This is a genomic window from Pantoea sp. OXWO6B1 (assembly GCF_001641135.1).
Taxonomy (GTDB): Bacteria; Pseudomonadota; Gammaproteobacteria; order Enterobacterales; family Enterobacteriaceae; genus Pantoea; species Pantoea allii.
Map to the genome: position 1 here is coordinate 2175919 of NZ_LWLR01000001.1, position 12488 is coordinate 2188406.

At 52.1% G+C, this 12488-nt stretch carries 12 protein-coding genes; 6 read left to right on the top strand and 6 right to left on the bottom strand.

Annotation, left to right across the window (positions count from 1 at the left end; genetic code table 11):
- Window positions 1-6 precede the first annotated feature (6 nt).
- From pqiA to rmf, 4 genes are all read left to right on the top strand, one after another.
- A complete protein-coding gene (gene pqiA, locus A6A26_RS12325; RefSeq protein WP_063878975.1) occupies window positions 7-1275 on the top strand; it encodes a membrane integrity-associated transporter subunit PqiA in 1269 nt (422 codons plus the stop codon).
- Window positions 1262-2905 carry an intermembrane transport protein PqiB gene (gene pqiB / locus A6A26_RS12330; RefSeq protein WP_063878977.1) on the top strand — a complete coding sequence of 548 codons (1644 nt, stop codon included), beginning with the start codon at window positions 1262-1264 and terminating at the stop codon, window positions 2903-2905. The genes pqiA and pqiB overlap by 14 nt, the downstream gene beginning before the upstream one ends.
- Window positions 2902-3486, top strand: coding sequence for a membrane integrity-associated transporter subunit PqiC (gene pqiC, locus A6A26_RS12335; RefSeq protein ID WP_063878978.1), 585 nt, complete (start codon window positions 2902-2904; stop codon window positions 3484-3486). Before pqiB ends, pqiC begins: the two co-directional genes overlap by 4 nt.
- 258 nt (window positions 3487-3744) lie before the next feature.
- Window positions 3745-3912 (top strand): ribosome modulation factor, encoded by a 168-nt coding sequence (rmf, locus tag A6A26_RS24795; protein WP_006118662.1) that lies wholly within the window; start codon window positions 3745-3747, stop codon window positions 3910-3912.
- Between the two features lie 68 nt (window positions 3913-3980).
- On the opposite strand, the gene fabA is transcribed toward rmf, so the two are convergent.
- A complete protein-coding gene (gene fabA, locus A6A26_RS12340; protein WP_008925876.1) occupies window positions 3981-4499 on the bottom strand; it encodes a bifunctional 3-hydroxydecanoyl-ACP dehydratase/trans-2-decenoyl-ACP isomerase in 519 nt (172 codons plus the stop codon).
- 68 nt (window positions 4500-4567) lie between these two features.
- Window positions 4568-6394, bottom strand: coding sequence for an AAA family ATPase (locus A6A26_RS12345; RefSeq protein WP_063878980.1), 1827 nt, complete (start codon window positions 6392-6394; stop codon window positions 4568-4570).
- A 95-nt stretch (window positions 6395-6489) separates the two neighbouring features.
- Here A6A26_RS12345 and matP point away from each other — a divergent pair, with 95 nt between their 5' ends.
- Window positions 6490-6957, top strand: a complete 468-nt coding sequence (gene matP, locus A6A26_RS12350) for a macrodomain Ter protein MatP (protein WP_141248571.1) — start codon at window positions 6490-6492, stop codon at window positions 6955-6957.
- Between the two features lie 107 nt (window positions 6958-7064).
- On the opposite strand, the gene ompA is transcribed toward matP, so the two are convergent.
- Window positions 7065-8138: a porin OmpA gene (gene ompA, locus A6A26_RS12355; protein ID WP_063878983.1), complete on the bottom strand. Its 1074-nt coding sequence runs from the start codon at window positions 8136-8138 to the stop codon at window positions 7065-7067.
- 351 nt (window positions 8139-8489) lie between these two features.
- Window positions 8490-8981: an SOS-induced cell division inhibitor SulA gene (gene sulA, locus A6A26_RS12360; RefSeq protein ID WP_063878984.1), complete on the bottom strand. Its 492-nt coding sequence runs from the start codon at window positions 8979-8981 to the stop codon at window positions 8490-8492.
- Between the two features lie 210 nt (window positions 8982-9191).
- Between sulA and A6A26_RS12365 the strand changes: the two genes are divergently transcribed.
- The gene (locus A6A26_RS12365; protein ID WP_063878985.1) at window positions 9192-9818 is read left to right on the top strand and encodes a TfoX/Sxy family DNA transformation protein; all 627 of its coding nucleotides are present in this window, start codon (window positions 9192-9194) and stop codon (window positions 9816-9818) included.
- Here A6A26_RS12365 and yccS read toward each other — a convergent pair.
- Together yccS and A6A26_RS12375 are read right to left on the bottom strand one after the other, a co-directional pair.
- Window positions 9815-11962 (bottom strand): YccS family putative transporter, encoded by a 2148-nt coding sequence (gene yccS / locus A6A26_RS12370; protein WP_063878986.1) that lies wholly within the window; start codon window positions 11960-11962, stop codon window positions 9815-9817. The two genes, A6A26_RS12365 and yccS, sit on opposite strands and share 4 nt — an antisense overlap.
- Window positions 11943-12386 carry a YccF domain-containing protein gene (locus A6A26_RS12375; protein ID WP_063878987.1) on the bottom strand — a complete coding sequence of 148 codons (444 nt, stop codon included), beginning with the start codon at window positions 12384-12386 and terminating at the stop codon, window positions 11943-11945. Before A6A26_RS12375 ends, yccS begins: the two co-directional genes overlap by 20 nt.
- Between the last annotated feature and the right edge of the window lie 102 nt (window positions 12387-12488).

Below are 12488 nucleotides of genomic sequence, written 5' to 3' on the forward strand. Positions count from 1 at the left end.
CCGGGAATGTGTTCTGCAGAGAAAACGAACGCGTGGATGCTCTGTCCACAGTGCGACTTGATGGTAAAACTGCCGGACATTCCCGTTGGCAGCCGTGCGTCATGTCCGCGCTGCCATACTTCCCTTACCGTGAACTGGTCGGAGCCGCGTAAACGTCCGACCGGGTATGCGCTGGCCGCGCTGTTTATGTTGGTGCTCGCCAATCTGTTTCCGTTTATCACCATGAAAGTCGCCGGGCTGTCCAGCCAGATTAGCCTGATGCAAATCCCCAGGGTGATGGTGGCCGATGATTACGCCAGCCTGGCCACGTTGTTCCTGCTGTTTGTCCAGGGCATTCCCGCCTTTTGCATGATCACGATTGTCCTGTTGGTCAATCAGGTCAGGATGCCTGTCAGCCTGAAACTGGGGCTGGCACGAAGTCTTTTCCATATGCGCAACTGGGGCATGGCAGAAATCTTTATGGCTGGCGTGCTGGTCAGTTTCGTGAAGTTAATGGCTTATGGTGAAATCGGTCTCGAAACCAGCTTCTGGCCGTGGTGCCTGTTTTGTCTCTTACAGCTACGGGCGTTTCAGTGTCTGGATCGCCGTTGGCTGTGGCAGCACATTGAACCCATGCCGCCTTTGCCTCATGCCCCACAAGCAGGTGTCAGTGGATTAAAACAGGGCCTGCGCTCCTGCCCGTGCTGTACTGCGGTCTTGCCGGTGACGAAGCGGGAATGTCCGCGCTGTGGCGTGGTTGCCGATGCGCGCCGCAAGCACAGCCTGCAGTGGACGCTGGCCCTGCTGATCACCTCCGTTATGCTTTACATCCCCGCCAATTTGCTGCCGATAATGATTACCGAAACGCTGGGGTCGGCGATGCCATCCAATATTATGGCCGGGGTGATTTTACTCTGGGGTGATGGTTCCTATCCGGTGGCGTTAGTTATTTTTATCGCCAGTATTATGGTCCCGTCCCTGAAAATGCTGGCGATTGGCTGGCTGTGTTGGGATGCCAGCGGGCGCGGGCAGCGTGACAGCCATAAAATGCACCTGATCTATGAGGTGGTTGAATTTGTTGGACGTTGGTCAATGATTGACGTCTTTGTGATTGCAGTGCTCTCCGCGCTGGTGCGTATGGGGCAGTTAATGAAAGTTTACCCGGCATGGGGAGCCGTATTGTTTGCGCTGGTGGTGATTCTGACCATGATTGCAGCAATGACGTTTGACCCGCGCTTAACCTGGGATCGTGCTGGTGAAAAAAACATGAAGGAGCCGCATCTTGACGGAAAATAATCACGGTCATGCCAAAGTGGATCAGATCAAGCGTTGGTCTCCGGTATGGATCGTCCCTATTGTTACGCTGTTAATTGGCGGCTGGATTCTTTTTTATCACTTTAGCCATCAGGGACCGGAAGTCACGTTGATTACCGAGAGCGCCGAGGGCATTGAAGCGGGTAAAACCACCATAAAAAGCCGCAGCGTTAACGTGGGTGTGGTTGAAAGTGCGGTACTGACTGACGATCTTCACCACGTTGAGATTAAAGCCCGACTGAATGCCGGTATGGAAAAGCTGCTACACAGCGACAGCGCATTTTGGGTGGTCAAACCCCAGGTGGGTCGTGAAGGCATTACCGGTTTAGGCACGCTGCTGTCCGGGGCATATATTGAGCTCCAGCCGGGTACCAAAAAAGAACCCCTGGATCAGTACACTTTGCTGGATGCGCCACCTTTAGCGCCGCCTGATGCGAAGGGCATCCGCATTATCCTCGACAGTAAAAAAGCGGGACAGCTTAACGCGGGTGATCCGGTGCTGTTCCGGGGCTATCGTGTTGGCACCGTTGAAACCAGCAGTTTTGATACCGATAAACGCATGATGACCTATCAGCTGTTTATCGCCGCCCCTTACGACCGCCTGGTGACCACCAATGTGCGCTTCTGGAAAGACAGCGGCATTGCCGTTGATATGTCGGCGTCAGGCATGCGGGTTGAAATGGGATCGCTGACCACGCTGTTCAGCGGCGGGGTCAGCTTTGATGTGCCAGATGGCTGGGATTTAGGCAAAGCGGCGCAAAATCATGCGGATTATCATCTGTTTGACGATCAACGCAGTATTCAGGACTCTCTGTATACCACGCATATCGACTACTTATTGTTCTTCTCGGATTCCATTCGCGGGCTGCAGGTCGGTGCGCCGGTGGAATTCCGCGGCATTCGTCTGGGTACGGTTTCAGAAGTGCCGTTTATGAATGCAGGCACTGCGCAGGCGCTGAATAACGACTACCGCGTGCCGGTGTTGATTCGCATTGAACCTGATCGTTTCATTAGTCGTTTGGGTGAAAACTTCGACATTGAACAGCATCTCCAGGATGGTAAGAAACACGGCCTGCGCGCTACGTTGAAAACCGGCAACCTGTTATCTGGTGCGCTGTTTGTCGATATCGACTTCTATGACAATGCACCGGTGTATAAAGGCCCGGATAAAGTGGCGGGTTATGAAGTGATCCCGACGGTGAGCGGCGGCTTGAGCCAGATTCAGCAGAAACTGATGGCTGCGCTGGATAAAATTAACGGTTTACCGCTAAACAATATGGTGTCGGAAGCAACCGGAACGCTGAAGGAGAGCCAGAAAACCCTGCGCGATCTGCAACGTACCATTGATAACATCAACGTCGTTACCAGTAGTCCGGCGATGAAAACGCTGCCTGAAGAGACCCAGCAGACGCTACGTGAGCTTAACCGCAGTATGAAAGGATTGCAGCCAGGTTCACCTGCCTACAGCAAGCTGGTGGGCGATATGCAACGGCTTGATCAGGTGCTGCGTGAACTGCAGCCAGTGCTGAAGACGCTAAATGCCAAAAGTAATGCGTTAGTGTTTGAAGCAAAACCGGGACAGGATCCCCAGCCGAAGAGGGCGAAACAATGAAAAAAGGACTCGTTTTTTTGGCCGCTCTCGCACTGAGTGCCTGTAGCAGCACGGTGAATACCACTTACTATCAGCTGCCCTCAGGGGCAGCCTCGATGCAGGTGATCAGCAGTGAGGCAAACGCACAGCCGACATTGTGGGTGCAGCAGGTGGTCGTACCGGATTACCTGGCGGGTAACGGCCTGGTTTATCAAACCAGTGACGTGAAATACGTTATAGCCGCCAATAATTTGTGGGCCAGTCCGCTTGATCAGCAGCTTCAGCAAACGTTAATTACCAATCTCACCAAAGCCTTGCCGGGTCGTCTGGTCACTCAGACGTTAATCGGGCAAGAACACGATACGCTGAACGTGACGGTAAACGACTTCCAGGGCAGGTATGACGGCAAGGTGGTGATTAGCGGGCAGTGGACGCTGGAACATCAGGGACGCTTCACAAAGCAAGCGTTCAGTCTGGTACTGCCACAGCGAGAAGATGGCTATGATGCGTTAGTCAAAACGCTTGCCCAGGGCTGGCAGCAGATAGCTCAACAGATTGCGCGTAACGCTGTCACTGCCCATTCAGCGGGGATGGGCTTTTAGTTAACTTATTGTTTCGAATCGTATAAGTTTTTTGACGTTATCGAAGGTTTCTATATAAATCATACGGATAAAGCAATAGGCTTACATCACGAAACAGAAAATTTATGTCCGGTTCAGGTCACATTTGTGACATTGGCGTGAAGATTGCGCATTGATCTTTTCATACAGAGCGAGTAAAACAAAAGGGTGGCTGAACATTTATTAGCCATCTTTTTCTTTCCACCAGATTCCACATACCTTACATGAGGGACACGGAGTATGAAGAGACAGAAACGAGACCGCCTTGAGCGCGCCCATTCACGTGGTTATCAAGCTGGCATTACAGGACGCTCTAAAGAGATGTGTCCGTATCAAATGATAGACGCTAAGTCTCACTGGTTGGGAGGTTGGCGACAAGCCATGGAGGACAGGTCGGCTGCTGCGTAGCCGGATGTCACTGAAAAGGGATATAACCTCCGCATCAAGCGGAGGTTTTCATTTCTGCGGGGAACGTATCAGAATGCTGCGGTATCTTTGAACAGACCTACTTTCAAATCGCTGGCAGTATAAATGAGATTACCATCAACCAGCACTTCACCATCGGCAACGCCCATCACCAGCTTACGGTTAATGACACGTTTGAAGTGAATGCGATACGTCACTTTTTTAGCTTCTGGCAGAACCTGGCCGGTGAATTTTACTTCGCCTACACCCAGCGCACGACCTTTGCCTTCGCCACCCAGCCAGCCGAGATAAAAGCCCACCAGCTGCCACATTGCATCAAGACCCAGGCAACCAGGCATAACCGGATCGCCAATAAAGTGGCAACCAAAGAACCACAGGTCCGGATTGATATCCAGCTCAGCTTCCACGAAGCCTTTATCGTACTTACCACCGTCTTCCGTCATTTTGACCACGCGGTCCATCATCAGCATATTGCCGGATGGAAGCGGCGGACCATTTTCGCCGAACAGTTCACCGCGACCAGACAGGATCAGGTCTTCTTTGGTATAGGATTCGCGTTTATCTACCATGTTCTCAATAAGCCTTCTTTTAGTGAATCTCGAATATTAGCGAACAGTTGTATGCTGAGCAAATGGGATTAGCGGTGGTTAAACCAGTTAAGCCACCGCAGCGGCCAGAATCGTGGTGAAGGCTCTGGTTGATTCATCTGACTGATGCGTTCCTGAATCGTACGCAGCAGACATTCGCCTTCGCCATCTTCCGTATTCCATATTTTACCTGTCAGCAGAGGCAGCGCTTCATCAGCACGATCGATTGCCCAGATATGAAAACGTCCCTCTTCGACCGCGCTGACCACCTGCTGGTTCAGACTGAGGTGACGAACGTTACAGGCAGGAATGATGACGCCCTGCTGTCCGGTCAATTCACGCTGATGGCAGATATCGAAAAACCCTTCGATCTTTTCATTCAGTCCGCCAACCGGTTGCACATTACCAAACTGATCGACCGAGCCGGTGACCGCAACCTGCTGATTCAAGGGTTCGCTGGCGAGGGCGCTAATCAAGGCGCACAGTTCTGCCAGCGACGCGCTGTCGCCATCCACTTCGGAATAAGATTGTTCAAACACCAGCGACGCTGAAAACGGCAGTTGCTGATCCAGCTCCAGTTCAGCAATCAGGTAGGCCTGCATAATCATCATGCCTTTAGCATGAATATTGCCACCTAGCTCCGCTTTGCGTTCGACATCGGTAAATTCACCGTCACCGGGATGCACCACGCAGGTAATACGGCAGGGATCGCCCCAGGCTCGCGGATGACCGGGATATTCCACCACTGACAGGCCGTTTATCTGACCAACGACTTCACCTTCTGTTTCGACCAAAATTTGGCGCTGCAGAATCTCATCACGCAAACGTTCGTTGAGGTAGTTCTCACGCCACAGCCGTGCTTCCAGCGCGTCACGCAGTGCTTCGGCGCTGAGCGTGTCACCCATCAGGGTGGTTTCACGCAGCTGGCGCAGCAGCCAGCGTGGGCAGAGCGGAAGGGTTTCCTGATCGCCGCTATAACGGACGCCTTCCTTGATCAGTTCTGGCCAGAAGTCTTCATCGGGGACGGCGATATCCGCCTGGCTGGCAAGATCGACTGTCCAGCGACACCATGCGAGCATGTCGTCTTCATCCAGGATCTGAATATTTTCTTCAAATTCAGTGTAAATCGCCATTTCGTGAGCTTCAGCATCCAGCTCCTGAAAATCAGCCAGCGTGTCACGTTCACCACAGAGCACCAGATTCAGCTGAAGCGGAAGCGGGGGAACGGAAACCGGCAGGGGACGACGTTCGTCCTGTGACAACCACTCAATGTAGCCTTGTTCAATAGACTTTTTCAGCCGTAGCCACAGCAGCGGCTGAGTGAGCAATGCGCGCAGTGAAAGTACCAGTGTTCCGCCGTTGGCACGATGAATAAGGCCCGGCTCAAGCTGAATACGATCTTTGTGCATCCGAACACAGCCAAACAGCGCTTCCTGCTCGATCCAGTCAGCATAGTGAATGCCACCCTGACTGGTAAACGGGCGCTGGCTGTCGGTTGGCGGCTGCAAGGTAACGTTGTCGGCCATGATGTGGTAGTCACCACCTGACAGTGCTGACGAATGGCCCATAACGCGTTGTGCTGCATCAGCTATCAACGCAAGATAGTCACGGTTTTCCTGGCTGCGAACCAGCAACAGTGGGAAACCCTGACTTTGATGATGTAAATGGGCCAGCGCGTTCAGCAGTCGGGGCTGTACCGTTGCTAAGGCATCGGTCTCTTCGTCAGCAATTCGGGAGAAAACGGATTGATATTGCGTACTATCCGGCTGTAAGGTTTGCCACGTAAGTTGAGTGCTGGTCAAAATAATCGCATTTGTCTGTTTTGAGAAAAGCGAGATTATACAGGATTCACCTTGCTTAAGCACTGCAGAGTTCAATCAGATGTTGTGACGCTGGCAGCATGTTTTTCGTTGCTGCATCCGGTAAAAAAGCTGTTATTCTTAGTTCGTTACGTGATCACGATGAGATTCCGATGAAATACCAGCAGCTCGAAAATCTTGAAAGTGGATGGAAGTGGAAATACCTGGTGAAAAAACATCGGGAAGGTGAGCTGATCACGCGTCACCTGGAACTCAGTGCTGCGCAGGCCGCGGTCGATAAGCTGTTGGTGATGGAAAATAATCCGGTAGAAATTAACGACTGGATCAACCAGCATATTCATCCCGATCTGGACAACCGACTTAAGCAAACTATCCGTGCCCGGCGAAAGCGCCATTTCAATGCTGAGCATCAGCACACACGTAAAAAATCAATCGATCTGGAATACCTGGTCTGGCAACGGCTGGCGGGATTAGCGCAGCGCCGTAACAGTACGCTGTCCGAAACCATCGTACAGCTCATCGAAGATGCCGAACGCAAAGAGAAGTACGCCAGCCAAATGTCGACGCTGAAGCAGGATCTGCAGGCGATATTAGGCAACTCGGGTTCTGAAAAAGAGTAGTGGGCGTACCATCTGGACAGCCGCTTCAGAGCAGAAACCCCCATGAGCCATACCATATTCAGGAAAAAAAAAACCCCGCATTAGCGGGGTTTTTTATCACGTATAACTTAAGCCTGTGGCTGAGTTACAACGTCTTTGATGCCTTTAACATCGATTTCTACACGACGGTCTGGCGCCAGGCAGTCGATCAGGGCCTTACGACCTTTCACGCTGTCACAGGTGTTGCCAGTAACTGGGTTAGATTCACCCATGCCGCGAGCAGAGATCTTGTTAGTAGGGATACCTTTAGATACCAGGTAATCTACTACTGACTGAGCACGTTTCTCAGACAGTTTCTGGTTGTACTGCTCTGAACCGATGCGATCGGTAAAGCCCAGAACAACTACTGAACCGTCTTTAGGATCCATTGAGCTCAGCTGGCTGTACAGCTGATCCAGAGCCTGCTGACCTTCTGGCTTCAGAGTCGACTTGTTGAACGTGAACAGGACGTCTGATTTCAGAGTGAAGCGCTTGGTCTGAACCACTGGCGCTGGAGCTGGTGCTGGAGCCGGAGCTGGTGCAGCAACATCATCCTGACCGAAGCGGTAAGAAACACCCAGGCTCAGCATGCCGTTGTCTGGACGAGCACCAACGGTCTGTGCATCACCGATGTTGTTAACCCACTGGTAATCCAGACGGGTTGCCCAGTTTTTGGTCAGCGCATATTCAACACCAACAGCTGCCAGTGGAGAAACACCGGTGTCGTGGTCGCTGATGCGAGTGCCAGTAGCTACGTTCTGCTGAGTAGAGTCTGCACGCCATACCATGCCACCCAGGCGGGTATAGATGTCCAGATCGTCTGCGATTGGGTAGCTCAGTTTGGCAGCCAGCTGGATGCCCTGTGCTTTAAATGCGCCATTCACCTGGTTGCCTTTATTAGGCATACGACCTAACCAGTCATAACCCAGTTCAAAACCCAGGTATGGGTTAGCCTGGTAACCACCGAACGCACCCGCGCCCAGTTGGCTTTCATGAGTTGGGCCGTCGTTGTTTTGGTAACCGTGACCGTAGTAACCAGTGTCGTGATACTGAGACCAGCCCAGTTTAGCACCGGTGTACCAGGTGTTATCTTTTGGGGCGGCCTGCGCTACGGTAGCGAAGCCAGCCAGTGCCACTGCAATTGCGATAGCTGTCTTTTTCATTTTGCGCCTCGTTATCATCCAAATAGGCAATGAGCATAAAGGTTGCTCTTGGTTTAATCCTTCGCCGGGTCAAAACGCTCGCTTATGACTCTACCGCAAAAAACGGAGGTTATTGAGCACCCTGGCGAGATAAAGTCTACAACGAGATTGGAAACTTACAAGTGTGATGTGAGGCACTTATGTAAAAAAACAGTGTTTTATACATAATTTCTAACAATTTAGCCTGAACTTCTGTGGGGTGCTTACCCCACAAAAAGGGGGCTAAGCCGTTGTCATTACTGGGGGGAGCAGAATCAGTGTCTTAGCCTTTAGTCAGATAAAAAAGCTGTTGAGATAAATCTCATTTTTTACTTAATGAAACAAATCAGACTGAATTTTTAGCGAACTTTCTGGTCTTACTGCCGTTTTGGGAGTTTCACCCGACCGCAAAATGAGCCCCAGGGCTTTCCCTTCCGCCGCCGCAAGTTCCAGTTCACGACGTTCATCTTCATCCAGTTCGTAGGGAATCCAGGCCAAAACAACACTGTAATTTCCTGTGCGTAACGCTTTAATCATGGCCTCTACAGCATTGTAACGTTCAGCATCGGCGATATGCATACTTTTCTCAAGTGGCAAACCCGATTCCTGCATCCAGGCCCGGCTCAACTTATGGGCAGGCGTTAACCACAGTTGCCAGCGAGATTGTTGACTCAATTGCTGTAGCAGCGGTAACAACAGCATCTGCATCATGCCAGGCTGTTCGCTGTAACGTAATTCAGTGATCCAGCCTCCGTGCGTTGCCGGAACAGAGGACAAGGCGTAACGGTGAGCAGAGCATACATTACTGGTATGTTGGGTGCGCATAAATTATTCACTCAGCAGTTGACTGTATGGATATACAGTAATGACATCCTGGATAAAGATCAACCTGAATTTCTGAAAATGCCTCGCAAAATTTGCACAAGGTTGTGTTTAAACGGATTTATTCATTGAACCTGTTACTGAATTTACTTATCTTCTAACCGTCTGAATAGTAACGTTTTTAACAGGTTTTTGTTACAAGGAGGTGATGATATGAAGAAACAGCAGCGGGTCATCCTGCGCTCAATACAGCAGTTGGCCCCGTTGGGTCATGTTCAATCCCGTACCCAGTTTGGTGGCTATGCCCTGGCGGTTGAACGGGTCGTTTTTGCACTGATAAAAGAAGATCAGCTCTATTTACGCGCCAGTGAAGAATTACGGGAATATGTGGCAGAACAGCCGCTGGAACCGCTTACGTTTCGCAAACGCGGGATAGCGGTCAGCCTGAATTATTATAAGGTCGATGACAACCTGTGGGCTCACCCAGAGCATCTGGTCGCGCTGTCTGCCGCTTCACTGGAAACCGCCCGGCGTGAACAAGATGACCGCCAGGGCAAGGTGCGTTTAAAAGACCTGCCGAATGTCAGTCTGCGACTGGAAATGATGCTGCATGAGATAGGTATCTGTACCGTAAAACACTTGCATGAAGCAGGGGCCAAACAGTGTTGGTTAAAACTGAGACGCAACAACCATCATCTTGGCCTCAAAACGCTGTTAGCGCTTGAAGGGGCGATTTCCGGTCATCATCAGGCGGCGCTGCCGCAAACCATTAAAACCGAGTTAGGCGAGTGGTATCAGGCCGCACTGATGATGTCGGAGGGGAAAGAAAAAGGCCGTTAGCGTTTGCCCAGTGTGCGTCGCAGGCGTGCAATGTCGGGCATCAGCGCGACCAGTAAACCCAGTTGCTGTAGCACCAGCGGCGCACGTGGGTCCGGCTCGGTAGTGAGCTGCGCGATGCGCTGCACCAGTTCAATACGCATTTTTTCTGCCCGGCTGTCACTGACCACATCCGTCTGCAGCACATCCTCGACATAACATACCGTATCGTCGAGCAGCGCCAGCAGGGCAGGCTGCGTCACTTTGTCTCGGTGCGCGCCCAGCGCAGAGATATAGCTCAGGAAGGAGTGATTCAGGCACAGTAACTGAAACGCCGACTCCCGAAGTTTAAGGCTGGTGCGGGTCTCACTGCTCATATTGGATACTACCGATGCCAGCTCGGCATCAGCGTTGTGCGCGTCACGACGGGCAATACGATAAGCAAGACGATTGTCTTTACCCTGATGATATTGCTCCATAATGGCATCAAGATAGCGACAGTTAGCATTCAACGTTCGTGTGGCGACGGCCGGAAGTTGGCGAAAGCGCCAGTCAGGCCAGATAAAGGTGACCGCCAGCCAGGCCAGCGCGCAGCCCAGCAGCGTATCAACGACCCGGGGTAATGCCACTTCAAAACCTTCACCCAGCAGGTTAAAACAAAGCAGAACCAGCAGGGTAATAAACAGGGTTGCCTGGGCGTATTGCACCTGGCGAAACGCAAAGAACAGGACACCGGTCACGACAATCAAAAACAGCTGGCCTTCCACAGAGGGCACCAGCCACAGTAAAGGCAAGCCAATAGCAATGCCTGCCAGCGTTCCCCCGATGCGCAGTGCCAGTCTGCGCTGGGTCGCACTGTAGTTGGGCTGGCAAACAAACAGGCTGGTCAACAGGATCCAGTAGCCGCGCTCCAGACCGGTGATCTGAATAAATCCATATCCGACGCACATCACCACTGACATCCTGACAGCATGACGAAACAGCGCAGAGGCGGGCGTCAGATGGCGGCTCAGGCGCAGCTTAATGTCGCTCCAGCCACTGAGCTCCTCGCGCGACAGCATATTGTCGCTGTGCTGCGGATCGTCCGCCAGTGCCTGCTCAGACTCAATAGAGGCCAGTTGCGCATCAATCGCTTGCAGGTTACGTAATAACCAAAACAGCGCGCCGGTATGGGCTGCATCCGGATGGCTCTGTTCAAGACGTTGAATAGCGTTGTGTAAACGCTCAAAAACGCGCTCAAAACGACTGTCATGTTCCCAACGTTCGCGCAGTAAAAGCGCGCGGGCCAGTTGCCGGCATGCCTGAGCCTGCATGTTAAGCAGGCGCTGAAAGCGAAACAGAATTTCGTTATAACGCCAGTTGCCGCGCAGTAAATGGTACTGAAGATGAGACGAGCTGGCGCGTTCGTGGATGTCCTGGGCGACAAAATAGTAGTGCAGGCTCCGCCGGGTGCCACGCGAACCCCTGTCGCCACGTAAACGGCTCTGCAGGGTTGTTTTGGTCAGATTGAGCTGGGCGACAAGCTGGCTGTTCACCATGGCCGCCTCAACAAAAGTCGCATCGTCCTGGTCATCGGCATCAGGATCAAACAGGTTGGCTTTGGCATCCAGATAGTGCGCTAACTGAGAAAAACTGGCTGCCAGTTGTTCCTGAACCGGGCGAACGGGAAACATCATGTGGCCCAACAGCGTCAGCAGGTTATACCAGAGCGCGCCGACCAGCAGCAGCATGGGCTGCAGATACCACTGTGAAAAAAGTCCGATGCCCAGCATGGTGTAAACGGCAATCAACAATGCGCCGAAAGCAATGGTGGCATAGCGCTGCCCCAGCGCGCCCAGCAGAATGAAACCCCAGGTGGAGATGGCCAGGCCGACAATAAAGGCCAGCGGGTGAGGGAATAACAGCTCTACTGAAACCGAAGCAATACAAAAGCACAACAGGGTGATTAACAGGTTTTTTAAACGCCCAGCCAGCCGATCATCCAGATCGGCCAGCGCGGCGGCGACCACGCCAAGGGTCAAGGGAATGGTCCAGTCAATCTGCTGCAGTAACCAGGGAACCGCTGCGCATCCGCTCAAGGCGAACAGGATACGCAGCAGGTAACGCCAGGTGCTGTTAAAAAAATACTTGCGCCATCCCGACAGAATATTAATAGCGGCGACGGGCATTGGCATCACGCGCGGCACGCGCCTCTTCGACAGAGACAACCCGACGACCTACCGGCCAGAGTGCAATGGCGGCAATCTTGAAGTTTGCGATACCTACTGGAATGCCAATGATGCTGATGCACTGCACAATACCGACTGAAATGTGGGACAGGCACAGCCACCAGCCGAAAAAAATCAGCCAGAAGATATTCAGGAAGGTTCCCCCCGTATTCATGATGTGACTTTTACTGTCGGGACGCAGGACGTCCACATGCACCGCTTCATTGCCAAACGGCAGAAACGAGAGCCTGGTGATTTCCCAGCAGGAGCGCGTCAACGGCAGGGTAAAAACCAGTACAACGCTGATAAGCGTTGCGAACAACCAACTGAGCGTGGTGAAGAATCCACCTAAAACAAAATTGAGAATATTTAAAACAGTGCGCATAACCCGCTTTTCCTTTTGCACTCCGCAAGATATGTCGCAGTTTACCGTGTTTTAAGGCTGGAGCGTCAAGAGTCTGACAGGTAAACTCCGATTACTCTTTAT